The organism is Thioclava atlantica, from assembly GCF_000737065.1.
GTDB lineage: Bacteria > Pseudomonadota > Alphaproteobacteria > Rhodobacterales > Rhodobacteraceae > Thioclava > Thioclava atlantica.
This window is the reverse complement of record NZ_AQRC01000003.1, coordinates 314,259-340,375: the sequence shown is the minus strand read 5'-3', so window position 1 is coordinate 340,375 and position 26,117 is coordinate 314,259. Positions and strand designations below refer to the sequence as shown.

Genomic DNA, 26,117 nt, shown 5'->3' with positions numbered 1-26,117 from the left:
GCCATCCGCGAAGGCGGCCGCACCGTCGGCGCCGGCGTCGTGTCCAAAATCATCGAGTGATCGGTGGTGTCGGGGCCGGTTTTCCGGCCCTGATCGCGACAATCGAAAAGAAATCGGATGGTGCGCCGAAAGGCGCGCCATTCACTCTTGACAGAGTCGGGGAAGATCCGTAGGGGACGCGCCTGATCTGCCAAGATTACAGGTTCGATGCAGGCGCGCACGAGGCGTCGTCTGCCTCTCAACCTTCACGCCATGCGAGAGGCATGACACATGACCGGCCAAAATATCCGCATCCGGCTCAAGGCGTTCGATTACCGCGTGCTGGACGCCAGCACCCAGGAAATCGTCAACACCGCGAAGCGCACGGGTGCCCAGGTGCGCGGGCCCATCCCGCTCCCGAACAAGATCGAGAAATTCACGGTTCTGCGTGGTCCGCACATCGACAAGAAGTCGCGCGACCAGTGGGAAATCCGCACGCATAAGCGTCTTCTCGACATCGTTGATCCGACGCCCCAGACCGTGGACGCGCTGATGAAGCTCGACCTCGCCGCTGGCGTCGATGTCGAGATCAAGGTGTAAGGAGGCCAAGATGCTGCGGACTGGTGTAATCGCCAAGAAGCTGGGCATGACCCGGCTCTTCCTCGAGGACGGCCGGCAGGTTCCGGTGACCGTTCTCCAACTCGACAAGCTTCAGGTGGTGGCTCAGCGCACTTCCGACCGCGACGGCTACAGCGCCGTTCAGCTCGGTGCGGGCGAAGCCAAGGCCAAGCGCACCACGGCTGCGATGCGCGGTCACTTCGCGAAAGCGAACGTGGCGCCCAAGCGCAAGGTCGCGGAATTCCGCGTCGCCGAGGAAAACCTGATCGAAGTGGGTGAGGAAATCACCGCCGATCATTACTTCGAGGGTCAGTTCGTCGATATCGCGGGCACCTCGATCGGTAAGGGTTTCGCCGGTGCGATGAAGCGTCACAACTTCGGTGGTCTGCGCGCGACGCACGGTGTGTCGATCTCGCACCGCTCGCACGGCTCGACCGGTCAGTGTCAGGACCCGGGTCGCGTGTTCAAGGGCAAGAAGATGGCCGGCCACCTCGGTGCCGTGCGCGTCACGACCCAGAACCTGCAAGTGGTCAAGACCGATGCCGATCGCGGCCTGATCATGGTCAAGGGCTCGGTGCCCGGCGCCAAGGGCGGCTGGGTGACGGTGAAGGATGCGGTGAAGAAGCCGATCCCGGAAAACGTCATCTACCCCGCCGCGCTGAAATCGGCTGCCGAAGAAGCCAAGCGTCTCGCCGAGGAAGCCGCCGCACAGGCTGCTGCCGAGGAGGAAGAAGCCCGCAAGGCTGCTGAGGCCGAAGCGGCTGCTGCCGAAGAGGCCGCGCTGAAGGAAGCCGAAGCCTCGTCCGAGGCGACTGACGGCGATTCCGCGCCCGAAGGAGACAAGTGATGAAACTCGACGTGATCAAACTCGACGCCGGCAAGGCTGGCTCGATCGACCTGTCCGACGAGATCTTCGGGCTCGAACCGCGTGCCGATATCCTGCATCGCGTCGTGCGCTGGCAGCGTGCGAAGGCGCAGGCGGGCACCCATTCGGTCCTGACGAAATCGGAAGTCAGCTACTCGACCAAGAAGATCTACCGCCAGAAGGGCACCGGTGGCGCGCGTCACGGTTCCCGCAAGGCGCCGATCTTCCGCAAGGGTGGTGTCTATAAAGGCCCGACCCCGCGCAGCCACGCCCACGACCTGCCCAAGAAGTTCCGGGCGCTCGGTCTGAAGCACGCGCTGTCGTCGAAGGCGGCCTCGGGCAACCTGGTGGTTCTCGACGACGCGACCCTGGCCGAAGCCAAGACCAAGCTGCTTGCGAAAGCCGCGAAGGAGCTGGGCTGGAAGAAGGTGCTGGTGATCGACGGGGCCGAGGTGAACGAGAACTTCGCCCAAGCCGCGCGCAACATCGAAGGCATCGACGTGCTGCCCTCGATGGGCGCCAATGTCTATGACATCCTCAAGCGTGACACCCTCGTGCTCACGAAGGCGGGTGTCGAAGCTCTGGAGGCTCGTCTGAAATGAGCGCGAAACCCGAACATTACGACGTGATCGTCAAGCCGATCATCACCGAGAAAGCCACCATGGCCTCGGAGAATGGCGCGGTGGTTTTCGAAGTGACGAAAGACGCATCGAAGCCGCAGATCAAGGAAGCCGTCGAGTCCCTCTTCGGCGTCAAGGTGAAGGCGGTCAACACCACCATCATCAAAGGCAAGACGAAGCGTTTCCGCGGCACCCCCGGTCGCCGCTCGGACGTGAAGAAAGCCTATGTGACGCTGGAAGAAGGCAACACGATCGACGTGTCGACCGGTCTGTGATCCAGGCGATCTGAGAATTGGAAAGGCCCTCGCGAAAGCGGGGGCCTTTTCGTTTGCGGGGCGAGGCGCGCAGCAATGCGCCCGGTGCCTCACTTCTCGCGCAGGTAGCTCTCGGAGACATAGCCCCTGAGTCCGCGGGCGCGCTGGAGCGTGGCCTTGCACCAGCGGGTGTTGCCGATCCGCTGGCAGCTCTGGACCTCGAGCGCGGTGCCGTTGGGGAGGCCCACGATCACCTTGTAGCCGGTGCCGGGGCCTTCGCGCATCTTGAGCATGTCCTCCCCCTTGACGCCGTGCACCTCGTAGGTGCCGCGCCAGCTGTCCGCGAGGGTGGGGGTGGCGAAAAGTATCGCTGCAAGAAGGGGGGCTGTCAGCGCGAGCAATCCGGTTGGACGCATCGTTCTCTCCTGTTATCTCTTTTGCCTCGGGACGCAGTCTGCCTCGCCCATGTCCGGAACGCCAGTTCGCCGCGCGATCGGGCGGAAAACACGGCCTCCCCTATAGACTCGTCCCCGCAACCCTGCTACATCGCGCCAATCTCGAGGCCTCGGATTCGTTCCGGGGCCCGTGATTTTTGAATTCGGGGACCTTCGGGGCCCTATACACACAGACAGGCGGGGCAACTCGCCGCAAGCTAACGGAAGACAGAAAGCATGGCACTTAAGTCGTATAAGCCGACGACGCCGGGCCAGCGTGGGCTGGTTCTGATCGACCGTTCGGAGCTTTGGAAAGGCCGTCCGGTCAAAGCCCTCACTGAGGGTCTGACCAAGACGGGTGGCCGGAACAACACCGGGCGGATCACGATGTGGCACAAGGGTGGTGGCGCCAAGCGTCTCTACCGCATCGTCGATTTCAAGCGTCGCAAATTCGATGTTCCGGCGACCGTCCAGCGGATCGAGTACGATCCGAACCGCACCGCCTTCATCGCCCTGATCAAATACGAAGACGGCGAACTCGCCTACATCCTCGCCCCGCAGCGTCTCGCTGTCGGCGACAAGGTGATCGCTGCGGCCCGCGCCGATATCAAGCCGGGCAACGCGATGCCGTTCTCGGGCATGCCGATCGGTACCATCGTCCACAACGTCGAGCTGAAGCCGGGCAAGGGCGGTCAGATCGCACGCGCCGCGGGCACCTATGCCCAGTTCGTCGGCCGTGACGGTGGCTACGCCCAGCTGCGTCTGAGCTCGGGCGAACTGCGCCTCGTGCGTCAGGAATGCATGGCGACCATCGGTGCCGTGTCGAATGCCGACCACTCGAACCAGAACCTCGGTAAAGCCGGTCGTAAGCGTCACATGGGCGTGCGTCCGACCGTCCGCGGTGTTGCGATGAACCCGATCGACCACCCGCATGGTGGTGGTGAAGGCCGCACCTCGGGTGGCCGTCACCCGGTGACGCCGTGGGGCAAGCCCACCAAGGGCAAGCGCACCCGCACGAACAAGAAGACGGACCAGTACATCCTGCGTTCGCGTCACGCGAAGAAGAAGGGTCGCTAAGATATGTCTCGTTCTGTTTGGAAAGGCCCCTTCGTCGATGCTTACCTGCTGAAGAAAGCAGAGAAAGCGCGCGAGTCGGGCAAAGGCGAAGTGATCAAGATCTGGTCGCGCCGCTCCACCATCCTGCCGCAATTCGTGGGCCTCACCTTCGGGGTCTACAATGGCCACAAGCACATCCCGGTGAACGTCACCGAAGAGATGATTGGTCAGAAATTCGGTGAATACTCGCCGACCCGTACCTATTACGGGCATGCGGCCGACAAGAAAGCCAAGAGGAAGTAAGAGCCATGGGTAAGGAAAAGAATCCGCGCCGCGTGGCGGATAACGAAGCGATGGCCAAGACCCGGATGCTTCGCACCTCGCCGCAGAAACTGAACCTCGTCGCCGCGATGATCCGCGGCAAGAAGGTGGACAAGGCTCTGGCCGACCTCACCTTCTCGAAGAAGCGCATCGCGCTCGACGTGAAGAAGTGCCTGCAGTCGGCGATCGCCAATGCCGAGAACAACCACGGCCTGGACGTGGACGAACTCGTCGTCGCCGAAGCCTGGGTCGGCAAGAACCTGGTGATGAAGCGCGGCCGCCCGCGGGCGCGTGGCCGGTTCGGCAAGATCATGAAGCCGTTTTCGGAAATCACCATCAAGGTGCGCCAGATCGAGGAGCAAGCGTAATGGGTCAGAAGGTCAATCCGATCGGCATGCGCCTCCAGGTCAACCGCACCTGGGACAGCCGCTGGTACGCCGACGACAAGGAGTACGGCAACCTCCTGCTCGAGGACATCAAGATCCGCGAGTTCATCCACGAGGAAGCCAAGCAGGCCGGCGTCAGCCGCGTCATCATCGAGCGTCCGCACAAGAAGTGCCGCGTGACCATTCACGCTGCGCGTCCGGGCGTCATCATCGGCAAGAAAGGCGCTGACATCGAAGCGCTGCGAAAGAAGCTGGCGAACCTCACCGACAGCGAGCTGCACCTCAACATCGTCGAAATCCGCAAGCCGGAACTCGACGCGCAACTCGTCGCCGAGTCGATCGCCCAGCAGCTCGAGCGTCGTGTCTCGTTCCGTCGCGCCATGAAGCGCTCGGTGCAGAACGCGATGCGCATGGGCGCCCTCGGCATTCGTGTGAACGTCGCCGGCCGTCTGGGCGGCGCGGAGATCGCGCGCACCGAGTGGTATCGCGAAGGCCGCGTGCCGCTGCATACCCTGCGTGCCGATATCGACTACGCGCTGTCCGAAGCGTCGACCCCCTACGGGATCATCGGCGTGAAGGTCTGGATCTTCAAAGGCGAGATCATGGAACATGATCCGCAAGCTCGCGACCGCAAGCACGCCGAAGCCCAAGAGGGCCCGGCTCCGCGCGGCCCGCGTCGCGATCGCTGAGGGAGTAGATAGTCATGCTGCAACCGAAACGGACGAAGTTCCGCAAGATGCACAAGGGCCGGATTCACGGCGAAGCCAAAGGCGGCTTTGACCTGAACTTCGGTCACTACGGCCTCAAGGCGACCGCGCCCGAGCGCGTCACCGCCCGCCAGATCGAAGCTGCGCGTCGTGCGATCACCCGTCACATGAAGCGTCAGGGCCGTGTCTGGATCCGGATCTTCCCGGATACCCCGATCACCGCGAAACCCACCGAAGTCCGTATGGGTAAAGGTAAGGGTTCGGTCGACCGCTGGGCCGCGAAGGTCAAGCCGGGCCGCGTGATGTTCGAGATCGACGGCGTCAACGAGGAGATCGCTCGCGAGGCCCTGCGCCTCGGCGCGGCGAAGCTGCCGATCGCCTGCCGCATCGTCGAGCGTCAGGACTGGTAATCCCGGTCTGACCGCATCGAGAGATACGAAAGCCCCGCCAGAGATGGCGGGGCTTTTGCTTTCTCGGGGCCTGCCGTGGGGCGGGCACTCACTCGGCGAGCCAACCATCGACCACGGCATCGAGAACCCCCCAATCGGTATATTCCTTGTCTGCGGCCAGATCCGCACTCGGGTCTTTCGCAGCGAGGATCCGGCGCATGACGAAGCGGCGGAAAAGATCGTAATGGGACGGGAGATAGGCGCCCGCGACCTGCTCCGTGCGCCCCGCCGTCCAATTCGTGGCTTCCGTGAAATCCGCGAGAATCTCGTCCAGGCCGCGCCAGTCCTCGGCATCGTGGCCAGCGGCGGCGAGCGAGACCGAAACGAAGAGGGTGGGCTTCTCATTGAGCGCATCGGCGTGGTCGGCCACGAATTCGGTGAGCTCTCGCTGGTAATGACCGACATGGATGGAGGCTGCGAGGATCACCCGGTCAAAGCGCCCGATCTTCAGGCCGGATGCGTCCGCGAGCCGCAGCATTTCGACCGCGTGCCCGGCATCGGCAAGCCGGTCACTGATATGACGGGAAATCTTGCGGGTCTGGCCTTCGCTCGTGGCGTAGGCAATCAGGATCTTCATGGCGCCCTCCCGTGAACGCTGCGCGCCGCCTGCGCGGAGGTCGCGCAGGTCGGTCTAGACATTCAAGGAGGTTCTTGCCTGCGTCGCATTGACCCGGGTCAAGCGGGCAGGGGGCTCACTCCACCCATTTGTAATTGAAGCTCACCGAGATCCGCTCGTCCTCGGCCATGTTCATCGGCACCTCGTGGCGCAGCCAGCTTTCCCAGAGCAGAACCTCTCCAGGCTCGGGCGCGACGTAGATGAAGGGCTGCAATTCGCGCCGGGCGGATTTGATGCGGGTGGGCGCGGCCATCATCATCGCATGGCGCGGATCTTCCAGCTTCAGCGCCGAGGCGCCGTCGGGCATCGCGACATAGGTCGTGCCCGAGATCACCGAATGCGGGTGGATATGCGAGCCATGCGCGCCACCCTCGGGCAGTATGTTGATCCAGAGATCCTCGAGCACCAGCGTGCCGCCGCCCAGATCGAATTGCAGGTCCTCGGCGAAAGCCGCGACATGGGCGTCGAGCGATTTCACGATGTCGGCGAAGATCGGAAAGCGCCAGGGCAGGTCGGTCAGCGAGGCATAGGAGGTGTAGCCGGGATAGCCGTTCTCCTCGCACCAGTCCTGACCGGCCTCGTCATCCTCCGCGATCGCGTAGCACGAGGCCTCCAGCTCGCCGGTGTCGACCTTGGGGCCGAACTCGGATAGACGGGCGCGGTAGAGGCGGGTGACGAAGAGGGATTCGATTTCCGACATGGGATCTCTCGCTGGTTTGAGCGTTGTTTCGGCCCCCTGTTACGCCAAAGCGGGCCAAAGGCCAAACAATCCTTGCCATATCCGATTCGCTCTGATATTGGCCCCAAGTTCCTGAATTCAGGACCGACATAACCCATCAGATACAGGGTCACCCGCGAGGGGCCCTCTGATGCCAAGAAAGGACCCGGGATGAACGCCCAAGAACTCAAGGCGAAGACGCCTGATGAGCTGCGTGATCAGCTCGTCGCGCTGAAAAAAGAAGCCTTCAACCTCCGCTTTCAGCAAGCAACCGGCCAGCTCGAGAACACCGCCCGTATGCGTGCCGTGCGCCGCGACGTCGCGCGCGTGAAGACCGTGCTGAACCAAAAAGCCGCTGAAGCCGCGAAGTAAGGAGAGCTTCCCATGCCCAAACGCATCCTGCAAGGTACCGTGACGTCGGACAAGAACGACCAGACCGTGACCGTTTCGGTCGAGCGCCGCTTCACGCATCCGGTTCTCAAGAAGACGATCCGGAAGTCCAAGAAATACCGCGCCCATGACGCGGAAAACCAATTCAAGACCGGTGACATTGTTCGCATCGAAGAGTGCGCGCCGATCTCGAAGACGAAACGTTGGCGGGTTGTCGTTTCGGCGTGAGCCGGGGCAGCTCCTTCCAGCTTGTCGAAACCCTGGGGCCCTTGCTGCATAGGCGTCCCCAAAGGTCGGGAGAAACCAAATGATCCAGATGCAGACCAATCTGGATGTTGCTGACAACTCCGGCGCACGCCGAGTTCAGTGCATCAAGGTTCTGGGTGGCTCGCACCGTCGCTATGCGTCGGTGGGCGACATCATTGTCGTTTCCGTCAAGGAAGCCATCCCGCGTGGTCGCGTGAAGAAAGGTGACGTCCGCAAGGCCGTCGTCGTGCGCACCGCCAAAGAAGTCCGTCGTGAAGATGGCACCGCCATCCGCTTCGACCGCAACGCCGCCGTCATCCTGAACAACGCGGGCGAGCCTGTCGGCACCCGTATCTTCGGGCCGGTCGTGCGCGAGCTGCGTGCGAAGAACTTCATGAAGATCATCTCGCTTGCTCCGGAGGTGCTGTAATGGCTGCTAAGCTCCGTAAAGGCGACAAGGTCGTCGTGCTGGCCGGCAAGGACAAGGGCAAGCAGGGTGAGATCACCGCTGTGATGCCGAAAGTCGGCAAGGCAGTCGTGGACGGCGTCAACGTCGCGATCCGTCACCAGCGTCAAAGCCAGTCGAACCAGGGTGGCCGTCAGCCGAAGGCGATGCCGATCGATCTGTCGAACCTGGCTCTGATGGACAAGAACGGCAAAGCCACCCGCGTCGGCTTCCGCGAGGAAGACGGCAAGAAGGTGCGTTTCGCCAAGACCACCGGGGAGGCGATCTGATGCTCGATCAAGCGACCTACACTCCGCGTCTCAAAGCGCTCTACAAGGACCAGATCCGCGCAGCGCTGAAAGAAGAGTTCGGCTACAAGAACGACATGCAGATCCCGCGGCTCGAGAAGATCGTGCTGAACATGGGCGTCGGCGAAGCCGTGAAAGACACCAAGAAGGTCAAGCAGGCCGCCGAGGAGCTCTCGCTCATCGCCGGTCAGAAGGCCGTGATGACCAAGGCGAAGAAGTCGATCGCTGGCTTCCGCGTCCGGGAAGAAATGCCGCTGGGCTGCAAAGTGACCCTGCGCGGCGACCGGATGTACGAATTCCTCGATCGCCTGATCAACGTCGCCATGCCGCGCGTCCGCGACTTCCGCGGCGTGAAGCCGTCCTTCGACGGTCGTGGCAACTTCGCCATGGGCCTCAAGGAACACATCGTGTTCACGGAAATCGACTTCGACAAGGTCGATGAGGTTCTTGGCATGGACATCATCATGGTGACCACGTCTGACGTGGATGCCGAAGCGAAGGCGCTGTTGAAGCATTTCAACATGCCTTTCAACGCCTGATCGCGGAGGAACGGAATCAATGGCTAAGAAATCCATGGTTGCGCGCGAAGTGAAGCGTCAGCGTCTTGTGAACAAGTACGCTACGAAACGCGCCGCGCTCAAGGACATCATCAACGACCAGGAGCGCCCGATGGAAGAGCGCTTCAAGGCTTCGCTGAAACTCGCGGAACTTCCGCGCAATTCGTCGGCGACCCGGCTGCACAACCGTTGCCAGCTCACCGGTCGTCCCCATGCTTACTACCGTAAGCTCAAACTCTCGCGGATCATGCTGCGCGAACTGGCCTCCTACGGCCAGATCCCCGGCATGGTGAAATCGAGCTGGTAAGGAGGTCGGTATGTCTATGAACGATCCTCTCGGCGATATGCTGACCCGCATCCGCAACGCGCAGATGCGCGGCAAATCCACCGTCCGCACTCCGGCTTCGAAGCTGCGTGCCTGGGTCCTCGACGTGCTCAAGGACGAAGGCTACATCCGCGGCTACGAAACGGCGACCGATGCGAAAGGTCACCCGGAGCTGGAAATCAGCCTGAAGTACTACGAGGGCACCCCCGTCATCCGCGAGCTCAAGCGCGTCTCGACCCCCGGTCGTCGCGTGTACATGGCCGCGAAAGACGTGCCCTCGGTTCGTCAGGGTCTTGGCGTCTCGATCGTCTCGACCTCGAAGGGCGTCATGTCGGACGCGGCAGCACGTTCCGCCAATGTCGGCGGCGAAGTGCTCTGCACCGTGTTCTAAGGAGGGCTCAATGTCTCGTATTGGTAAAAAACCGGTCGAGCTTCCCAGCGGCGTTACCGCGCAGCTGTCGGGCCAGACCATCGAAGTGAAGGGGCCGAAAGGCACCCGTTCCTTCACCGCGACCGACGACGTGACCCTCAAGGTTGAGGACAACGCCGTCTCGATCACGCCGCGTGGCCAGTCGAAGCGCGCGCGCCAGCAGTGGGGTATGACCCGCTCGCAGGTCGCGAACCTCGTCCAGGGCGTCACCGAAGGCTTCAAGAAAGAGCTCGAGATCCAGGGTGTCGGTTACCGCGCCCAGATGCAGGGCAACGTTCTGAAGCTCTCGCTCGGCTACTCGCACGAGGTCAACTTCGAAGTGCCGCAGGGCGTGACCGTCACGGCACCGAAGCAGACCGAGATCGTTGTGGAAGGTATCGACCAGCAGCAGGTGGGCCAGGTTGCGGCCAACATCCGCGAGTGGCGTGCGCCCGAGCCCTACAAGGGCAAGGGTATCCGCTACAAGGGCGAGTACATCTTCCGCAAGGAAGGCAAGAAGAAGTAAGGGGCGCGAAAAATGGCTAACAGCAAGAGAGATCTGTTCCTCAAGCGCCGCCTGCGCGTTCGGAACAAGCTTCGCAAGATGGCCGCTGGTCGCGCCCGTCTTTCGGTTCATCGTTCGTCGAAGAACATCAGCGTTCAGCTGATCGACGACGTCAACGGCGTGACGCTGGCTTCGGCCTCGACGCTCGAGAAAGATCTCGGCGTCATCGGCAAGAACAACGTCGAAGCGGCAGCGAAAGTCGGTGCTGCGATCGCCGAGCGTGCGAAGAAAGCCGGTGTCGAAACCTGCTACTTCGACCGTGGCGGCTTCCTGTTCCACGGGAAGATCAAGGCGCTGGCCGATGCTGCCCGTGAAGGCGGCCTGAAGTTCTAAGGACTGGTGGGTGGCGTTCGCGCCACCCCGATGATCCGGGCCCCGGACTCGTTTCGGGGCACCTGGATCGGATGTAACGGCGTGATACCGCGCCATCACGAGAAGGAATGCCTTATGGCAGAACGTGACAACCGCCGGGGCCGCCGCGAAGAGCGCGACGAGAACCCGGAATTCGCCGATCGCCTCGTCGCGATCAACCGTGTGTCGAAAACCGTGAAGGGTGGTAAGCGTTTCGGCTTCGCAGCCCTCGTGGTTGTCGGCGACCAGCGTGGCCGTGTGGGCTTCGGCAAGGGCAAGGCGAAAGAAGTGCCCGAGGCGATCCGCAAGGCGACCGAGCAGGCGAAGCGCAACCTGATCCGCGTTCCGCTGCGCGATGGGCGCACGCTGCATCACGACATCGAGGGCCGTCATGGCGCCGGTAAGGTGATCATGCGCGCCGCGCCGGAAGGGACCGGGATCATCGCCGGTGGTCCGATGCGTGCCGTCTTCGAAATGCTCGGCGTCAAGGACGTCGTCTCGAAGTCGAACGGGTCGCAGAACCCCTACAACATGATCCGTGCCACGCTCAACGGCCTGACCAAGGAAGCGAGCCCCCGCCAGGTGGCCGCGCGCCGCGGCAAGAAGGTGGCCGACATCCTGAAGAAGCCCGAGGCTGAGGCATCCGCCGAAGCCGCGGAAGCGTAAGGAGTTCGAGACATGGCGAAAACCATCGTTGTGAAGCAGATCGGTTCGCCGATCCGCCGTCCGGCCATCCAGCGTGCGACGCTGAAAGGTCTGGGTCTGGACAAGATGAACCGCACCCGTGAGCTGGAAGATACGCCGGCGGTGCGCGGCATGGTCGCGAAGATCCCGCATCTCGTCGAGATCGTGGAAGAACGCGGCTGAGCCCACGGGCAACACCGAACTGAATGAAAGCCGCCCCGATCCCCAGGATCGGGGCGGTCTTCATTTCAGCCCGCCTCACGAAATCGGGAACTGTTTCCGTGGGGTAAGAGTTATTGCATTTTACGCCCCTCGGCTGTGTCGGGGGGCGGAACGACAAAGAAAGAGGGACCAAGATGTTCGACAAGATCATGGTTCCCGTCGATCTGCGTCACGTTTCCCGAATGGGGAAGGCGCTGAGTATCGCGGCGGACCTTGCCAAGACCCATGATGCCGAAGTGACCTATGTCGGTATCACGAGCCCCGAACCCGGAACTCTGGGGCACAATCCCAAGGAATATGAAGCACGGCTGACCGAATTCACCACCTCGGAGGTGGCGGCGCACGGCCATCGCGCAAAGGCTCTCATGATCGTCGCGACAGACCCCGCGATAGACCTCGACAAGGCGCTTCTTCGGGCGACCGACGAGCTGGGCTGCGACCTCGTGGTCATGGCCACGCATCTGCCCAATGTCGCGGATTACCTCTGGGCGTCGCATGGGGGCCATCTCGCGTCCCATACGAAGGCGTCGGTCTTTCTCGTACGCGGCTGATCCGGGCGCTTTCCCCCGACTACCCCACTTCCAATACCTACAATAATGACAGGAGGACAGAATATGGCCGACCCTGACGAAACTCAGGGCATCCCCGCGCCCGAAGGCGCGACGGAACTCATCGAGACCGATTACGAGATCGGGCAGGACAATCTGGAAGGGAAGGTTGGTCCCTTCGGCTTCGACGTCCACAACCCCGTCTTCATGGTCTCGGCGATCGCGATCGTGGCCTTCGTGTTCTACGCGCTCGCTCTGCCCGAACAGGCCGGGGCGATCTTCGGCTGGCTGCGGCCCTATCTCACCTCGACCTTCGACTGGTTCTTCCTCACCGCGGCGGACATCTTCGTGGTCTTCTGCCTCGCGCTGATCGTGAGTCCCTGGGGCTCGGTCCGGCTCGGCGGCAAAGATGCGACGCCCGATTTCTCCTATGTCGGATGGTTTGCGATGCTCTTCGCGGCCGGCATGGGGATCGGGCTGATGTTCTTCGGCGTGCTCGAACCCGTCTATCACATGGCGATCTCCGAGCCGCTGGGCACGCCGTCCCCCTTCGATGTCGATGGGAACCTTATCCCGGGCAATGTGGACCGCGCCAAGGCGATGGGGCTTGCCGCGACGATCTATCACTGGGGCCTGCACCCTTGGGCGATCTACGCGGTGGTCGCGCTGGCGCTGGCGCTGTTTTCCTACAACAAGGGCCTGCCGCTGACGATCCGCTCCGCCTTCTATCCGATCTTCGGCGAGAGGATCTGGGGCTGGACCGGCCATGTGATCGACATTCTCGCGGTCTTCGCGACGCTCTTCGGGCTGGCCACCTCGCTCGGCTTCGGCGCGCAACAGGCCAATGCGGGTCTCAACCATGTCTTCGGCATCCCGGTCTCGATCCCGGTGCAGATCGTGCTGATCACCGCGATCACCGGCGTTGCGCTGTTCTCGGTGCTGCGGGGGCTCGAAGGCGGCGTGAAGCTGCTGTCCGAGATCAACATGGGGATCGCGGCGCTTCTGCTGCTCTTCGTTCTCCTGGCTGGCCCGACACTGATGATCCTGTCCGATTTCGGCCAGGGGCTCGTCGCCTATGCGAAGGAAATCATCCCGCTCTCGAACCCGGTTGGCCGGACCGACGATAGCTATCGCGACGGCTGGACCGCGTTCTACTGGGCGTGGTGGATCAGCTGGTCGCCCTTCGTCGGCATGTTCATCGCGCGGGTCTCGCGTGGGCGTACGGTGCGCGAATTCATCACCTGCGTTCTGATCATCCCCTCGATGGTCTGCGTGCTGTGGATGGCCGTCTTCGGCGGCGTGGCGATCGATCAGGTGATCTCGGATCCGGCCGCCTCCGCGGTCAAGGCGCAGGTTATCGACAATTACAATCCGCCGCTTTCGCTCTTCGCGATGCTCGAAGGGCTGCCGCTGAGCTCGATCACCTCGGTCATCGCGATCGTTCTGGTCATCGTGTTCTTCGTCACCTCGTCGGATTCCGGCTCGCTCGTGATCGACACGATCACCGCGGGCGGCAAGGTCGATGCGCCGGTGCCCCAGCGTGTGTTCTGGGCGACCTTCGAGGGCGCGGTCGCGATCGTGCTTCTGGTGGGCGGCGGGCTCTCCGCGCTTCAGGCGATGGTGATCTCCACCGGTCTGCCCTTCACGCTGGTCCTGTTGCTGATGTGCTGGGCGATCGTGAAAGGGCTGCGCGCCGAACCGCGCTGAACCAGCCCGATTGCAAGAGAAGGCGCGTGCGAGCCCGACCGGCTCGCGCGCGCTTTTTCATGGCTCACCCGTTTCGCTGGCGACAATCGCCTTGGCCGCGAAACCGATGGGCGCTACGCAGGCCGCATCGGCAATGGGGGCGAAGACGTGACGATTCTGGTGATCCATAGCGGCGGCACGATCGGCATGGCGCCGACCCCGGAGGGGTTCGCGCCGCGCGAAGGCGTGATCGAGGCCTTCCTCGCCCGGCATCCGGAAGCCGCGGCAGATGTCGACCTCTGCGCGTTGCGCCCGCTGATCGACAGCGCCAATGCCGGGCCACAGGACTGGGACCGGATCGCGGAGGAGATCGCGCGGGGCTACGCCCGCCATGACGCGTTCGTCGTGACCCACGGCACCGATACGCTCGCCTATAGCGGGGCAGCGCTCTGCTTCGCGCTGGAAGGGCTCGGCAAGCCGGTGATCGTGACCGGGTCGATGCTGCCATTGACCGTCGAAGGCTCCGATGGCGGGCGCAACCTGATCGAGGCGCTCGACGCGGCCCGCAATGCCCCGCCCGGTGTCTGGGTGCAGTTCGCCGGCCGCAGGCTGCACGGGGCGCGGCTCCGCAAGAGCCATTCGCGCGCCTTCGACGCGTTCGCGGCCGACCCTTCGGAGATCCCGCCGCGCCAGCCTGGGGCCGATCTGATCCGTCACCGAATGCAGCCCGCGCGGGTTGCCGTGCTCGCTGTGGCGCCGGGAACGGAGGAGGCGCTTTTCGAGTTCGCCGCCGAGCGATGCGACGGGCTGGTGCTGCGCTGCTACGGCTCGGGCACCGCGCCCGATACCGAGGGGCTGCGCCGCGCGCTCAAACTCGCGCAGGCCCGCGACATTCCGGTCATTGCTGTCAGCCAGTGTCCCGAGGGCGGGATCGCGCTCGGCACCTATGCGGCCGGAGCGATCCTGCGCGATCACGGCGTGATCGACGGGCGCGACATGACGGTCGAAGCGGCCTATGCCAAGCTCGTCCATGTGCTTTCGCTCGGAGCGAAAGGGCGCGACAGGCTCGCGGTATCGCTCTGCGGGGAGTTCACCCCCGAGACCTGATTGCCGCCGTCAGAATTGTGCGATCCCGATCCCCGCGCCTTCGAGATGGGTCCGCAGGGCGCGCGCCATGTCGACCGCCCGGGCGGTGTCGCCATGCACGCAGACCGTGTCAATCCGGCAGGGGATCTGCTTGCCGCTCTCGGTGATGATCGCGCCCGCGCGCAGCATGGCCTCGATGCGCGGACCGATCTCGGCCGGATCGTGCAGCACCGCGCCGGGTTTCGAGCGATCCACGAGAGAGGCGTCGGCCTCATAGGCGCGGTCGGCGAAGATCTCCCCGGCCCATCGCGCATCGAGTTCGCGCGCGACGGCCTCCATCGCGGTCGCGGGCAGCCCGACCAGGACGATCTGCGGATCGACCTGCAGCGCGGCCTCATAGCAGGCCCGCGCAATCGCGGGAACTTCGCAGGCCATGTTCGAGAGCGCCCCGTGCAGTTTGAAATGGCGCACGCTGCCGCCCGCGCGCCGCGCCATCGCCTGAGCCGCACCGAGCTGATAGGTGACGAGGTTGCCCAGCTCCTCGCTCGAGAGGGTCATCCGGCGGCGGCCGAAGCCATGCAGGTCGGGAAAACCGGGATGCGCCCCGATCCCGACGCCCGTTTCGACCGCGCGGCGCATCGTGTGGGCCATCACCTGCGGGTCGCCCGCGTGAAAGCCGCAGGCGATATTGGCCGAGGAGATCACCTTGAGCAGGGCCGCATCATCGCCCATCTGCCACGGCCCGAAGCCTTCGCCCATATCGGAATTGAGGTCGATCTTCATTCTCTCTCCAGATCGTCGCCGCGGGTGATACCGCCGATGAGTTGATAGGATAGCAGGTCGCGGATCGTGGCGGGATCCCGGACCAAGGGCTGGCAGCGGGCCGCGATCTCGCGCAGCTCCTCCGCCTCGGGCTGGTGGAGCGCGATCGCCTGCTTGAGCGTCACGTGGACCGGGCGCAGCTTCATCCCCGGTGCAGCCTGCGCAATGCGGGGCAGATCGGCGGGCAGGACCGTTCCGAGGCGGGGATAACCCCCCACCGTCTGGCATTCGGCCATCAGGACGTAGGGCGCCCCCTCGCCGGTCATCTGCACATCGCCCGGACCGATCAGGTCCGAGGCGAGCCCTTTCGCGTGGCCGGAGGTGAAGCGTCTCGCGGCTTCAAGTTGCACCCCCTGACGGTTGCCGCGCACCCCGCGCGTGAACTCGGTCGCGTAGAAGGCCTCGATCACCTCGGCATCGAAAAGCGCGGTCTGCGGCCCGTCCATCACCCGCACGACACCGCCCTCGAAGCGAGGGTCGGGCGGAAGGGTGAGGGCGGGGCGGTGCGGTTCCGGATCCGGGCCGATGGGGAGTTCGCTGCCGGAGCTCAGCAATTGCCCGATTCCGATCGTGAGATGCGCCGCGCGGCTGCCCAGCCAGTCCGGCGTGGCCATCCCGCCTGCCGGCACGAGGTAGCCGTAAACGCCCGCCTGGAGAGCACCGATCCGCAGGCGCTGGCCGGGGTTCACGAGATGGGTGGAGTTCCAGCGCAGCGGCTCCTGATCGAGCGTCGCGCGCATCGGCGCCCCGGTCAGCGCGATCCGGGTCGGGGCACTGACCGTGAAGGTGCCCCCCGCGCCCGCCATCTCGATCCCGGCTGGCGGCTGGCGCGCACCCAGAAGCGCCGCCGCCTCGAGAAGCGCGCGGCGATCCATCGCGCCGCCGCGCGACAGCCCTTCCGCTAGATGGCCGGGGCGGCCCAGATCCTGCACCGTGAGCAGGCCGTCCGCGCGATGGAGCGTAAGCGCGCTCATCGCAGCACCTCGAGCCGCGCTCCGCCCATGCGGTCGCCCTCGCCCGAGAGCGCGTCGATCTCGGCGGCGGAAGCGGGGGCGAAGCGGATCGCGTCGCCGCCCCGGAGCGGCATCGGTTCGCGGCGCTCGGGCATGAAGGTCCGAAAGGCCGCGCGCCCGATCTGCCGCCATCCGGTGGCCGAGGCCGATCCGAACAGCACGATCTGGCGCACCGCGACCACCACCGCGCCGGGCGGAACGGTCGGGGTGAGTTCCGAGAGCCGGGGCAGGTGCCAGGCGTCGGGCAGAAGCCCGATATAGGGCTGGCCCGGCGCGAAGCCGATGGTGAGCACGCGCAGTTCGGACGCGCAGATCTCGCGGATCGCGGCGTCTTCGCCCATTCCCAGCTTGGTCGCGACATCGCTCAGTTGCGGCCCGTTCTCGTTGCCGAACGAGACCGGGATGGTCCAGCGCCGCGAAGGCTCCGGCATCCGGGGCTCGGTGGCCGCGATCTCCTGCGCCACGGTGCGAAGATGCGCCGCGAGCGTCTCGCGGTCCGTCCGGGCGGGGTCGAAACGCAGCAGCACCGAGACGAGCGCCGGGGCGATCTCGACCGTGCCGGGGGGCGGCGCTGCCTCGAGCCGGTCCGCGAGACTGCGCGCCGCCGCCATCGCGCGCGGCTCCGGCGTCAGAGCGAAGCGCAGCACGAACCCGTCGGCCCCGGCAGGGAGAAGCTCAGGCGTGAGAACCGTCTCGGCCATCGCGATCCGTCACCCGCTCAACTGCCGGGCCGCCGCAAGGATCGCCGCATCTGCGCCGTGAACACCCGCGAGCATGGTCATCGAATAGGGCGGGGCTAGGCCGGGGGACGGCATCGCGATCGCGCAGCCATCGACGAGGTTGATCAGGGAGGTGTTGCGCAGCATCGCGACATTGAGCCGGTCGAACTGGTCCTCGACCTCGGCGATGGTGGGTGGCAGCCGCATCAGCACCGGTGCCAGCAGGGCGTCGAACCCTTCCATCTTGCGCTCGAACAGCGCGACGATGCGGGCGCGCTCCGCATAGGCCTCGGCGATCTCCTCGGAGGAGAGCGTCTCTGCGAAGCGGATCCGGGAGAGCACCCGCGGATCGCCGACCTCCTCCAGCCGCTCGAGATCTCCGGCATAGATCTCGAGCGCCTCGGCCGCGACGATGGTGCGATTGAGGATGATCGCCGCGCCGATCTCGGTCATGTCGACGGGATCGAGGCGGTGCCCGGCGGATGCGATCCGCGCCTGTTCCGCCTCGAAGAGAGCGGACACTTCGGGCGCGAGCTTGTCGGTGAAGGCGCCATCAGGCACGGCAAGGCGCAGCGGGCGCTCGGGCGCGGCGGGCAGGGTGCGCCCGGCCATCACCTCGGTCATCAGGTGCAAGAGCCCGAGATCGCGCGCCATCGGCCCCGGATCGTCATAACTGGGCGAGAGCGGATGCACGCCGCGAGCGTCGAGCAGCCCGTGGCTCGGCTTGTAGCCCCAGATCCCGTTCGCGGCGGCGGGGACGCGCAGCGAGCCGCCCGTATCGGTGCCGATCGCCGCATCGGTGATCCCGAGCCCGATGCAGACGGCCGCACCGGAACTGGACCCGCCGGGGATGGCGCCGGGGACGAGCGCGCTCGAGGGGGTGCCGTGATGCGGGTTCAGGCCCACGCCGGAATAGGCGAATTCCGACATCGAGCTGCGCCCGAACATCAGAGCCCCGGCCGTCTTCAACCGGCGCACGGGCTCGCAATCTTCACGCGCCGGATCGCGGCCGGCCAAGAGCCGCGAGCCCGCGGAGGTCACCTGGCCCGCCTCGTCGAAGAGATCCTTGACCGAGACGAGCGTTCCGAAGAGCGGCATATCCTCGCCCGCGTCACGCCGGGCGATCAGCGCTTCGGCGTCCGAGCGGATGCGCGCCGGGGTGAACTCGGTGAAGATCGCGCGCCGCTCGGGCTCGGGAAGGGCCTCGACCCGGGCGATGGCCTGGGCGACCTTGCTGCGGAATTCCTCGCTCATGCGACCTCCGGATGATTTCGGGTTCCTCGATCACCTCCCGGCCGATCACCGGGGGCCACTTCTTTCTAGGGAAATGCGGGGCAGGGCGCACCTCCCCATTTGATTGCGCATATCCGGGCCAGCATCCGCCATTCCTGGCGCGCGTCAACATAGCGCTTTTCTGCAGTTCCCGCCGAACTTCTTCCCGGGCGCGCGGCCGGAGTCGCGGACCGTTCCGAGAACCCGTCAGGCGCCTGAGAAGATGGCCCTCCCGCAGGGGAACGACACGTCATCCCCATTCATGGATCGAAAATTCATATATGATTCAAGTGCATACCGGCTATGTTTCTGCCTCTGGTTTGCGCTGCATCAAAGTTGGCGAACACGAGGCCGTGATAGCGGCGTGAGTGTTCGTCCGGAAAGGGTAAGGAGGCAGTGCGAGACCATGGATCTGGCAAGACGTTTGTTTCTAGGCCAGGCGGCACGCATTACCGCCGGTGCGGCTTTCGTGCCGCTGGCGAGTGTTGCTGAGGCTGGAATTAACGATCAGCCACCGCGTCGCGGTGGCGATCCCGAAAAGAGATACGCGATGCTCATCGACCTGCGTCGCTGTATCGGATGTCAGGCATGCACTGTGTCCTGCCACATCGAAAATCAGGCACCGCTCGGAAAATTCCGAACGATCGTGTCGCAATCCGAGGTTCAAAGCACCGAAACCGGCGGGCTGGCGCAGTTCATGTTGCCGCGCTTGTGCAACCATTGTGACAACCCGCCCTGCGTCCCCGTCTGCCCGGTCGGGGCCACCTTCCAGAGGGAAGACGGGATCGTCGTGGTGGATTCGGACCGCTGCGTGGGCTGTGCCTATTGCGTTCAGGCCTGTCCCTATGACGCGCGCTTCATCAACGAGCGCACGCAGACCGCCGACAAATGCACCTTCTGCGCTCACAGGCTCGAGGCCGGTCTGCTTCCGGCTTGCGTCGAATCCTGCGTCGGTGGCGCACGCATCATCGGCGATATCCACGATCCGAAGAGCCAGATCTCCCGGATGATCGACGAGCATTACGACGAATTGAAGGTGCTCAAGCCGGAGAAGAACACCTCTCCGCATGTCTTCTATCTGGGGATGGACGAGCGTTTCGCGACCCGGCCGGCCGCCGTGCCGGGCCTGTGGGACGTCCGCGACCACGAAGGTCAGGAATTGGGGTACGAATATGCAGAGCATTGAACTCATCGCACCGCGCTACGGGATCGCCTGGTATCCTTGGGCGGTCCAGTATTTCTTTCTCATCGCGCTCTCCTACGCGTCGCTCTGGCTGGCTGTGCCGGGCGTGATCTTCGGGCGGGAGAACTGGAAGGCGGCGGGCCGTCTGGCCCTGCTGGGCGCCGTCAGCACCGCCATCGTGGCGCCGATCACGCTTCTGGCCGACCTGCACCAGCCGATGCGGTTCTGGCATTTCTACGCCTACCCCAACCCGACCTCCTGGATGGCGCTCGGCAGCTTCTTCCTGCCCCTCTATGTCGGGGCGGTCGTGGTGCTGGGCTGGCTGGTCTGGCGCAACCCGATGCGCGCCCATGCGAATGCGGGCGGCGTGCAGGGCTGGCTCGCCCGGATCGTGCCGCTCGGACAGTGGGAGACGCCGCGTTGGGCAGTCGTGCTCGTCGGGCTGGCCGCGGTCGTGTTCTCCCTCGGGGTGATGATCTATACCGGCGCGGAAGTCGCGATCCTCAAGGCGCGCCCGCTGTGGCATACCGAATACCTGCCGGCGATGTTCCTGATCACCGGCCTCATCGGCGCAGCGGGCCTGGTGGTCGTGCTCAACCGCTTCTCCGGTCTTCGTCATCCGCGCGCGGGTGACCAGATGCTGACGGTGATCCTTGTCTCGCTGGTGCTGGCGGGGCTCGTCGTGGCCGGCTGGCTTGCCCAGGGGCTGACGATGAACGAGGGTTCCGTCGCCGCCGCGATCGACTCGGTGCGCAACAACCCCGACTGGCGTGGACTGGCCTATTGGAACGTCGTCGTCGGTGTCGTCCTCTTCCTCGGAGCCGGGCTGATGGAGATCTTCGGATCGCTGCGCGGCACGCGCTGGATCCTCGGCCTGCTCGCGCTCCACGTGGCCTGGATGTTCCGCTGGACCGTCCTCATGGAAGTGCAGACGGTGGCGCGCAACAGCGCGGGCTTCCAGCACTACGCCATCGATCCCGGGTCGCAAGGGATCCTCGGCATCGTCGGGAGCTTCGGCCTGTGGCTGGCCGTGGTCCTGATCATCAACATGTTCGTTCCTTGGCGCACCGCCCTCGGTGGTCGCGACGAGGCTGAAATTCCCTCCGCAGTTCAAGGAGAGCCGAACTATGGATAAGAATCGTCGCAGATTGCTGCAAGGTGCGCTTGCCGCCGGGGGGGCTGCCACGTTTGCCGCCGGTTATTCCGAACCGCTCGAGAAGCTCGCGCACGGCATCACGGGCAGTTCGGGCGAGAAACCCGCCCACCCGATCTATGGCAACGCCCCGAAACCCGAGTTCCAGGTCGATCCCGCGACCGGTGATCTGACGCCGAACCCGGATCAGCGGATCGCCTTCACGGTCTGCTACGGCTGCACCACGAAATGCGGCGTGCGGGTGCGCATCGACAAGGAGACCGACAGCGTGATCCGGGTTGCGGGCAACCCCTACAACCCGCTTTCGGCCGATGCGCATATCGATCTCGACACGCCGGTACGCGACGCGCTGTGCGGCCTCAGCCGCTACGACGACAAGGGCCAGATCAACCGCTCCACGGCCTGTGCGCGCGGCAATGCGATGATCGCTCAGATCGGCAGTCCGCACCGGGTGCTCTCCGTCCTCAAACGGACCGGCCCGCGCGGCAGCGGCCAGTGGGAGACGGTCAGCTTCGAGCAGGCGATCGAGGAAATCTGCGAGGGCGGCGACCTGTTCGGCGAAGGCGCGGTCGAGGGCCTCAAGGCGCTCAATGACTACGAGACGCTGATCGACCCGGACAATCCGGAATTCGGCCCCAAGACGAACCAGCTTCTGGTGATGGAAGCGGCCGATTACGGTCGGTCCGACCTGCTCAAGCGGTTTGCCTTCAACGCGTTCGGCACCCGGAATTACGGTCACCACGGCGCCTATTGCGGCCTCGCCTTCCGGATGGGGTCCGGTGCGGTGATGAACGACATGGCGAAATACGCCCATATGAAGCCCGACTTCGCCAATGCGGATTTCGCCCTGTTCATCGGCTCCGCGCCGAGCCAGGCGGGCAACCCGTTCAAGCGGCAGGGCCGGCTTCTTGCCGAAGCCCGGGCGCGTGGGGCGTTCGACTATGTCGTGGTCGATCCGGCGCTCAACGCCTCCGTGGTCGAAAGCGCGGGCGCCCGGGCGAACTGGGTGCCGGTGCGCCCCGGTTCGGATACGGCGCTCGCCATGGCGCTGATCCGCTGGCTTCTCGAGAACGAGGGCTACGCGGAAGACTTCCTCGCGCTGCCCTCGCAAGCGGCGGCCGACGCGGCGGGAGAGGCTGGCCATACCAACGCCACCCATCTCGTGATCGTCGAGGACGGCCATCCGAAGAAGGATCACTTCCTGCGCAAGTCGGATCTCGGTCTGGCCGAGGCCGGGGCGAAGGACGATGCCCCGATGGCGATGAGCGGTGGGGCGGTGATCGCGGCCTCCGAGGCCCCTCGCGGCGATCTCTTCGTCGACGCCACCGTGGCTCTGCCCGACGGCTCGCAGGTCGCGGTCAAGAGCAGCCTTGCCTTGCTGCGCGACGCCGCGATGGAGAACAGCTTCGCCGACTATGCCGAGGCCTGCGGCGTACCGGAGGAACGGATCGCCGATATCGCGGCCCGGTTCAAGGCGGGCGGACGTCGCGCCGCGGCCGACTGCCATGGCGGCATGATGTCGGGCGGTGGTTTCTACGCGGCTTTCGGCGTTCAGATGCTCAACCTGCTTGCGGGGTCGGTCAACCATACCGGCGGGGCGGCTCAGGGCGGCGGTTCCTTCAAGGGGATCACCAAGGGGCCGCGTTACGACCTTCAGACCTTCCCCGGAATGCGCAAGCCCAAGGGTATCTTCCTGTCGCGCTCCAAGTTCCCTTACGAGAAATCCTCGGAATACAAGCGCAAGGTCGCGGCGGGCGAGAACCCCTACCCCGCGAAGGCTCCGTGGCGATCGCTGGCGCCACCGACCCTGACCGAGCATCTGTCCTCGACGCTTGACGGGTATCCCTATCCGATCAAGGCGATCATCTCGAACATGGCGAACCCTCTCTACGGGCAGGCCGGGCTGAATGCCCTGATCGCGGAGAAGCTCGCGGATCCGAAGAAGCTCGGCCTCTTTGTCGCGGTCGACGGCTTCATCAACGAGACCAACCGCTATGCCGACTACATCTTCCCCGACTCGGTGATGTACGAGGTCTGGGGCTTCACGGGCGCCTGGTCGGGCAACCTGGTGAAGATGACCACGGCCTGCTGGCCGGTGATCGAGCCGCGTCAGGCGAAGACGGCCGATGGCGAACCGGTCAGCATGGAGAGCTTCTTCATCACGGTGGCCAAGCGGTTGGGCTTGCCGGGCTTCGGCGAGAAGGCGATCCCGGCCGCCGATGGCAGCCTGGTCGGGCTCGATTCAGCGCAGGACTTCTTCCTTCGCGCCGCGGCCAACATCGCCTTCCAGGGCGACCAGCTGCCCGAGGCGACGGAAGACGACGTGGAGATGAGCGGGCTCGCACCGCTGCTGCCGAAGATCGAGGCGGTCTTGCCGGAGGAAGAGCGTGGCCCCGTCGCCTATCTCTACTCGCGCGGCGGACGGTTCCAGTCCTATGCCAAGGCCCATCAGGGCGAGAAACTCGGCAACCGCTGGAAGCGCACCTTCTGCGTCTACAACGAGGAGGTCGCGACCTCGATCGACAGCCAGACCGGCAAGCATCATCGGGGGGTGCCGCAATTCGTCATCCCGAGCCTGGCCGACGGGACGCCGATGCGCGAGGTCTTCTCCGAGAAGGAATGGCCGCTCCTCGCATTCTCGTTCAAGTCGAACCTGATGAACCCCTATGCGGCAGGGCTCGACCGGCTCCGGATGATCAAGCCGTATAACCCGGTCCTACTGCATGAGGCCGATGCCCGCCTCTTCGGCATCGAGCACGGGGACACGATCGAGATCGAGAGCCCTGGCGGCAAGGTCACCGGAACCGCTCTCGTCACGAAAGGGGTGATGCGCGGGGCGCTGGGGATCGAGCATGGCTTCGGCCATCGCGAACTCGGCGCCGCCGAACACCGGATCGACGGCGAGAAATACGGCGGCAACCCGTGGATCGGCGCAGGGGTGAGCCTCAACGATCTCGGTTTCGCGGACCCGACGCGTAGCGTGGCCGGAACCTGGCTCGAGCCGATCAGCGGCGCAGCCGTCCGTCAGGGCCTTCCCGTGCGGGTGCGGGCGGTGAGTGCCGTGGCCTGAAGACGCTTCCGTGCCCCGCCCACCCGCGGGGCACGGAGATCCGGTTCACACCGGAAAAAAGAGCCAAGCGCGGCCCTTCTATGGAAGTCGCTGTTCTTCGAAGCGGCCCCGGCTTCCGGATCACCGGACCTCAACCATTCTTCTATTCCTGCTGAAGATCGACGGGATCGAGCAAGTGGCCGGTGCGGGGGGTGACAGGTGACGGCGAGCCTCTGCCGGATGGTCCTTCCGCCCAATGGGCACTGCCAATCGGTCAGCCGCTTTCCACAATCTCAAATCGCTTGGGACAAACCGAGCACAGGGCAGGCTCGGAATTCCGGTCTGCAAGCAGGAGATTGAATTTCGGCTTGATGATGGAGGCGAGTACCGGACCCGCTACCATTTTTCTAAGCCACTGGAAGGCTTGAACAATCGAGTGCGAGGTTGAGTTGTGTGTCGCACTTCGTGTCACACCTATGCAGGTTTAGGGGCGATCCTGTCAACCGGCACACACTTGGCGGCATGCCCGGCTGCGGGTAGCCCAATGTCCGGCGGTACCCGACTTTCGGCATCCTCGGGCATGGACGATGCATGGTATCTGTGCGCAGGGTCAAGGGGGGGCATGGGGGGAAGATGCCGCGCCCGACTGGATAGATAGGGGTACGAAAAAATGTGCCGTGATTTTACGATGACCGATGTGCCCGCGTCTTTGAAGACCTTCTTGACCGAGGAACAGATTGCCGAGTTGCCGGATCAGCGAGGCGTGCGGGCATGGGCATTCGAGCCGTACCTTGAGTTGCACCATCAAGCTGCAAACGCCGCGTTGGCCCCGGTGCTGGATAGCCTGCGCGAACACTGGTTGCAGGGCTTTCAGCGCAAACCGAACTCGGTGGAGCAGGGTAGGTTCGTTGGTTGCCTGCGCGTCCTCTTGCTCAACCTCATGCGGGTCCGAACAGTGGACGAAGGGCTTACGGTGGGCATTTCGAGTAGCAAGGGGCCGTTGCAGGCCGAAGTGCGCTATCGGCCCGCTTTCATGTCGGTCCAATACCATGTGAGGGCGCTTAAGCTGCTGCAAGAGCGCGGTCTGGTTTGCATGGTGAAGGCCGGACATCGACAGGACGGCTACGGCGAAACGGCCCGCTATGCGCTGACGGAAGCGGCCTGCACGCTGTTGCTCCTGTCAGGCATAGCGACCCGAGATTTCACCATCGGTAGGCGTGATGAAGTCATCCGGCTAAAAGACACCGAAGGCCGCCTGACCCGCTACAGCGACACACCAGAAACGCAGGCGATGCGCACCAATCTGCGGCGCTTGAACGATCTCTTGGAAGGCACCGACATCGCCTTGACGCGCTCGGCCCATGCGCTGATCGACTTTGATGACAAGTACAGCGGCCAGAGAACGGACCTCTACCGCGTCTTCAATAACCGCAGCTTCGCGCAAGGCGGGCGCTTCTACGGCGGCTGGTGGCAGCACGCCAAACGGTACGTGCGGCCCTTCATCACCATCGACGGGCAGCCCACCGTCGAAGCCGACTTCAAGGGCCTGCACCCGGCTATCCTGTTCGCCAAGTCGGGGTTGGATATTCCACCAGACCCCTACAGCCTTGTGCCGGGCATCGCGGACAACGAGATGCTGCGCGACCACGCCAAGACGACCTTTCTTGCCCTGTTGAATGCCGACAGCACCACGAAGGAGCCGCGTAACTTCGACAGTGCCGCCCATGGCATGACGGCTGAGGCGTTCCGGCAGAGAGTCAAGGATGCCTTCCCGATGTTGCCAGGTATCTTCGGCACCGGCATCGGGCGTTGCCTGCAACGCGAAGACAGCGACATGGCCGAAAAGATCATGCTGCACTTCGCGGATAGGGGCATGCCGGTCCTGCCCGTGCATGACAGCTTCATCATCGCAGCCGATCACAAGGATGAACTCATCCGGGTCATGGAGGCAGTGTTCCATGCCCGATACGGCCAGATGCCCAAGATCACACTGAAACTATCGGCTTGATGGTGATGCGGTGGGGGATGCGGATCTATTATGCGGGTGTCCCTATGGCTTGA

34 protein-coding genes are annotated in these 26,117 nt (G+C 64.4%); 27 read left to right on the top strand and 7 right to left on the bottom strand.

Annotated elements, in window-relative coordinates:
- Positions 1 to 270: 270 nt before the first annotated feature.
- From rpsJ to DW2_RS05970, 4 genes are read left to right on the top strand one after another with little or no spacing between them, the layout of a single operon-like run.
- Complete coding sequence (rpsJ, locus tag DW2_RS05985; protein ID WP_036639457.1) at positions 271 to 579, top strand: 30S ribosomal protein S10; 309 nt, start codon at positions 271 to 273, stop codon at positions 577 to 579.
- Between the two features lie 10 nt (positions 580 to 589).
- Positions 590 to 1,444, top strand: a complete 855-nt coding sequence (rplC, locus tag DW2_RS05980; protein ID WP_051855499.1) for a 50S ribosomal protein L3 — start codon at positions 590 to 592, stop codon at positions 1,442 to 1,444.
- A complete protein-coding gene (rplD, locus tag DW2_RS05975; RefSeq protein ID WP_038144446.1) occupies positions 1,444 to 2,064 on the top strand; it encodes a 50S ribosomal protein L4 in 621 nt (206 codons plus the stop codon). Before rplC ends, rplD begins: the two co-directional genes overlap by 1 nt.
- The gene (locus DW2_RS05970) at positions 2,061 to 2,357 is read left to right on the top strand and encodes a 50S ribosomal protein L23 (protein ID WP_038144445.1); all 297 of its coding nucleotides are present in this window, start codon (positions 2,061 to 2,063) and stop codon (positions 2,355 to 2,357) included. The genes rplD and DW2_RS05970 overlap by 4 nt, the downstream gene beginning before the upstream one ends.
- Positions 2,358 to 2,446: 89 nt before the next feature.
- Here DW2_RS05970 and DW2_RS05965 read toward each other — a convergent pair whose 3' ends face one another.
- Positions 2,447 to 2,752 carry an SH3 domain-containing protein gene (locus DW2_RS05965; RefSeq protein ID WP_038144443.1) on the bottom strand — a complete coding sequence of 102 codons (306 nt, stop codon included), beginning with the start codon at positions 2,750 to 2,752 and terminating at the stop codon, positions 2,447 to 2,449.
- A gap of 255 nt (positions 2,753 to 3,007) precedes the next feature.
- On the opposite strand from DW2_RS05965, the gene rplB reads away from it, so the two are divergent.
- The 5 genes from rplB to rplP are packed head-to-tail and all read left to right on the top strand — an operon-like array spanning position 3,008 to position 5,650.
- A complete protein-coding gene (gene rplB, locus DW2_RS05960) occupies positions 3,008 to 3,847 on the top strand; it encodes a 50S ribosomal protein L2 (RefSeq protein WP_038144441.1) in 840 nt (279 codons plus the stop codon).
- Between the two features lie 3 nt (positions 3,848 to 3,850).
- A complete protein-coding gene (gene rpsS, locus DW2_RS05955) occupies positions 3,851 to 4,129 on the top strand; it encodes a 30S ribosomal protein S19 (RefSeq protein ID WP_038144439.1) in 279 nt (92 codons plus the stop codon).
- Between the two features lie 5 nt (positions 4,130 to 4,134).
- Positions 4,135 to 4,515 (top strand): 50S ribosomal protein L22, encoded by a 381-nt coding sequence (rplV, locus tag DW2_RS05950; protein ID WP_038144437.1) that lies wholly within the window; start codon positions 4,135 to 4,137, stop codon positions 4,513 to 4,515.
- Complete coding sequence (gene rpsC, locus DW2_RS05945) at positions 4,515 to 5,222, top strand: 30S ribosomal protein S3 (protein ID WP_038144436.1); 708 nt, start codon at positions 4,515 to 4,517, stop codon at positions 5,220 to 5,222. Before rplV ends, rpsC begins: the two co-directional genes overlap by 1 nt.
- A 14-nt stretch (positions 5,223 to 5,236) precedes the next feature.
- Positions 5,237 to 5,650, top strand: coding sequence for a 50S ribosomal protein L16 (gene rplP / locus DW2_RS05940; protein WP_038144434.1), 414 nt, complete (start codon positions 5,237 to 5,239; stop codon positions 5,648 to 5,650).
- Between the two features lie 88 nt (positions 5,651 to 5,738).
- Here the strand turns inward: rplP and DW2_RS05935 are convergent, their stop codons facing one another.
- Both DW2_RS05935 and DW2_RS05930 read right to left on the bottom strand, forming a co-directional pair.
- Positions 5,739 to 6,266, bottom strand: a complete 528-nt coding sequence (locus DW2_RS05935; protein ID WP_038144433.1) for a flavodoxin domain-containing protein — start codon at positions 6,264 to 6,266, stop codon at positions 5,739 to 5,741.
- A 115-nt stretch (positions 6,267 to 6,381) separates the two neighbouring features.
- Positions 6,382 to 7,005 carry a 2OG-Fe(II) oxygenase family protein gene (locus DW2_RS05930; RefSeq protein ID WP_038144432.1) on the bottom strand — a complete coding sequence of 208 codons (624 nt, stop codon included), beginning with the start codon at positions 7,003 to 7,005 and terminating at the stop codon, positions 6,382 to 6,384.
- A gap of 189 nt (positions 7,006 to 7,194) precedes the next feature.
- On the opposite strand from DW2_RS05930, the gene rpmC reads away from it, so the two are divergent.
- The 14 genes from rpmC to DW2_RS05860 all read left to right on the top strand — a co-directional run bounded on the left by rpmC (position 7,195) and on the right by DW2_RS05860 (position 14,866).
- Positions 7,195 to 7,395 (top strand): 50S ribosomal protein L29, encoded by a 201-nt coding sequence (gene rpmC / locus DW2_RS05925; protein WP_038144431.1) that lies wholly within the window; start codon positions 7,195 to 7,197, stop codon positions 7,393 to 7,395.
- Positions 7,396 to 7,407: 12 nt separating this feature from the next.
- On the top strand, positions 7,408 to 7,641 hold the full coding sequence (gene rpsQ, locus DW2_RS05920; RefSeq protein ID WP_038144430.1) for a 30S ribosomal protein S17: 234 nt from the start codon (positions 7,408 to 7,410) through the stop codon (positions 7,639 to 7,641).
- A gap of 79 nt (positions 7,642 to 7,720) precedes the next feature.
- A complete protein-coding gene (rplN, locus tag DW2_RS05915; RefSeq protein ID WP_038073566.1) occupies positions 7,721 to 8,089 on the top strand; it encodes a 50S ribosomal protein L14 in 369 nt (122 codons plus the stop codon).
- Positions 8,089 to 8,394: a 50S ribosomal protein L24 gene (rplX, locus tag DW2_RS05910; RefSeq protein WP_038144429.1), complete on the top strand. Its 306-nt coding sequence runs from the start codon at positions 8,089 to 8,091 to the stop codon at positions 8,392 to 8,394. The genes rplN and rplX overlap by 1 nt, the downstream gene beginning before the upstream one ends.
- A complete protein-coding gene (gene rplE, locus DW2_RS05905) occupies positions 8,394 to 8,951 on the top strand; it encodes a 50S ribosomal protein L5 (RefSeq protein WP_038144428.1) in 558 nt (185 codons plus the stop codon). Before rplX ends, rplE begins: the two co-directional genes overlap by 1 nt.
- Positions 8,952 to 8,970: 19 nt before the next feature.
- A complete protein-coding gene (gene rpsN / locus DW2_RS05900) occupies positions 8,971 to 9,276 on the top strand; it encodes a 30S ribosomal protein S14 (protein WP_038144427.1) in 306 nt (101 codons plus the stop codon).
- Between the two features lie 10 nt (positions 9,277 to 9,286).
- Positions 9,287 to 9,685, top strand: a complete 399-nt coding sequence (rpsH, locus tag DW2_RS05895) for a 30S ribosomal protein S8 (protein ID WP_202900092.1) — start codon at positions 9,287 to 9,289, stop codon at positions 9,683 to 9,685.
- A 10-nt stretch (positions 9,686 to 9,695) separates the two neighbouring features.
- The gene (gene rplF / locus DW2_RS05890; RefSeq protein WP_038144425.1) at positions 9,696 to 10,229 is read left to right on the top strand and encodes a 50S ribosomal protein L6; all 534 of its coding nucleotides are present in this window, start codon (positions 9,696 to 9,698) and stop codon (positions 10,227 to 10,229) included.
- Between the two features lie 12 nt (positions 10,230 to 10,241).
- Positions 10,242 to 10,601 carry a 50S ribosomal protein L18 gene (gene rplR / locus DW2_RS05885; protein WP_038144424.1) on the top strand — a complete coding sequence of 120 codons (360 nt, stop codon included), beginning with the start codon at positions 10,242 to 10,244 and terminating at the stop codon, positions 10,599 to 10,601.
- 114 nt (positions 10,602 to 10,715) lie between these two features.
- Positions 10,716 to 11,285 carry a 30S ribosomal protein S5 gene (gene rpsE / locus DW2_RS05880; protein ID WP_038144423.1) on the top strand — a complete coding sequence of 190 codons (570 nt, stop codon included), beginning with the start codon at positions 10,716 to 10,718 and terminating at the stop codon, positions 11,283 to 11,285.
- 12 nt (positions 11,286 to 11,297) lie between these two features.
- Entirely contained in the window at positions 11,298 to 11,486 is a 189-nt protein-coding gene (gene rpmD, locus DW2_RS05875; protein WP_038144421.1) for a 50S ribosomal protein L30, read from the top strand.
- 173 nt (positions 11,487 to 11,659) lie between these two features.
- Positions 11,660 to 12,076, top strand: a complete 417-nt coding sequence (locus DW2_RS05870; RefSeq protein WP_038144420.1) for a universal stress protein — start codon at positions 11,660 to 11,662, stop codon at positions 12,074 to 12,076.
- A gap of 63 nt (positions 12,077 to 12,139) precedes the next feature.
- Complete coding sequence (locus DW2_RS05865; RefSeq protein ID WP_038144419.1) at positions 12,140 to 13,780, top strand: BCCT family transporter; 1,641 nt, start codon at positions 12,140 to 12,142, stop codon at positions 13,778 to 13,780.
- A 147-nt stretch (positions 13,781 to 13,927) separates the two neighbouring features.
- On the top strand, positions 13,928 to 14,866 hold the full coding sequence (locus tag DW2_RS05860) for an asparaginase (protein ID WP_038144417.1): 939 nt from the start codon (positions 13,928 to 13,930) through the stop codon (positions 14,864 to 14,866).
- A gap of 9 nt (positions 14,867 to 14,875) precedes the next feature.
- Here DW2_RS05860 and DW2_RS05855 read toward each other — a convergent pair whose 3' ends face one another.
- The 4 genes from DW2_RS05855 to DW2_RS05840 are packed head-to-tail and all read right to left on the bottom strand — an operon-like array spanning position 14,876 to position 18,653.
- On the bottom strand, positions 14,876 to 15,628 hold the full coding sequence (locus DW2_RS05855) for a LamB/YcsF family protein (protein WP_038144416.1): 753 nt from the start codon (positions 15,626 to 15,628) through the stop codon (positions 14,876 to 14,878).
- A complete protein-coding gene (locus DW2_RS05850) occupies positions 15,625 to 16,641 on the bottom strand; it encodes a 5-oxoprolinase subunit C family protein (protein ID WP_038144415.1) in 1,017 nt (338 codons plus the stop codon). Before DW2_RS05850 ends, DW2_RS05855 begins: the two co-directional genes overlap by 4 nt.
- Positions 16,638 to 17,381, bottom strand: a complete 744-nt coding sequence (locus DW2_RS05845; RefSeq protein ID WP_038144413.1) for a 5-oxoprolinase subunit B family protein — start codon at positions 17,379 to 17,381, stop codon at positions 16,638 to 16,640. Before DW2_RS05845 ends, DW2_RS05850 begins: the two co-directional genes overlap by 4 nt.
- Positions 17,382 to 17,390: 9 nt before the next feature.
- The gene (locus tag DW2_RS05840) at positions 17,391 to 18,653 is read right to left on the bottom strand and encodes an amidase family protein (RefSeq protein WP_038144412.1); all 1,263 of its coding nucleotides are present in this window, start codon (positions 18,651 to 18,653) and stop codon (positions 17,391 to 17,393) included.
- A 241-nt stretch (positions 18,654 to 18,894) separates the two neighbouring features.
- Here DW2_RS05840 and dsrO point away from each other — a divergent pair, with 241 nt between their 5' ends.
- The 4 genes from dsrO (at position 18,895) to DW2_RS05820 (ending at position 26,064) form a co-directional block, all read left to right on the top strand.
- Complete coding sequence (gene dsrO / locus DW2_RS05835; RefSeq protein ID WP_420340831.1) at positions 18,895 to 19,857, top strand: sulfate reduction electron transfer complex DsrMKJOP subunit DsrO; 963 nt, start codon at positions 18,895 to 18,897, stop codon at positions 19,855 to 19,857.
- Positions 19,844 to 20,989, top strand: coding sequence for an NrfD/PsrC family molybdoenzyme membrane anchor subunit (gene nrfD, locus DW2_RS05830; protein WP_081874871.1), 1,146 nt, complete (start codon positions 19,844 to 19,846; stop codon positions 20,987 to 20,989). The genes dsrO and nrfD overlap by 14 nt, the downstream gene beginning before the upstream one ends.
- The gene (locus DW2_RS05825) at positions 20,982 to 24,077 is read left to right on the top strand and encodes a molybdopterin dinucleotide binding domain-containing protein (protein WP_038144410.1); all 3,096 of its coding nucleotides are present in this window, start codon (positions 20,982 to 20,984) and stop codon (positions 24,075 to 24,077) included. Before nrfD ends, DW2_RS05825 begins: the two co-directional genes overlap by 8 nt.
- A 667-nt stretch (positions 24,078 to 24,744) precedes the next feature.
- Positions 24,745 to 26,064 (top strand): hypothetical protein, encoded by a 1,320-nt coding sequence (locus DW2_RS05820; protein ID WP_156102891.1) that lies wholly within the window; start codon positions 24,745 to 24,747, stop codon positions 26,062 to 26,064.
- Positions 26,065 to 26,117: the final 53 nt, after the last annotated feature.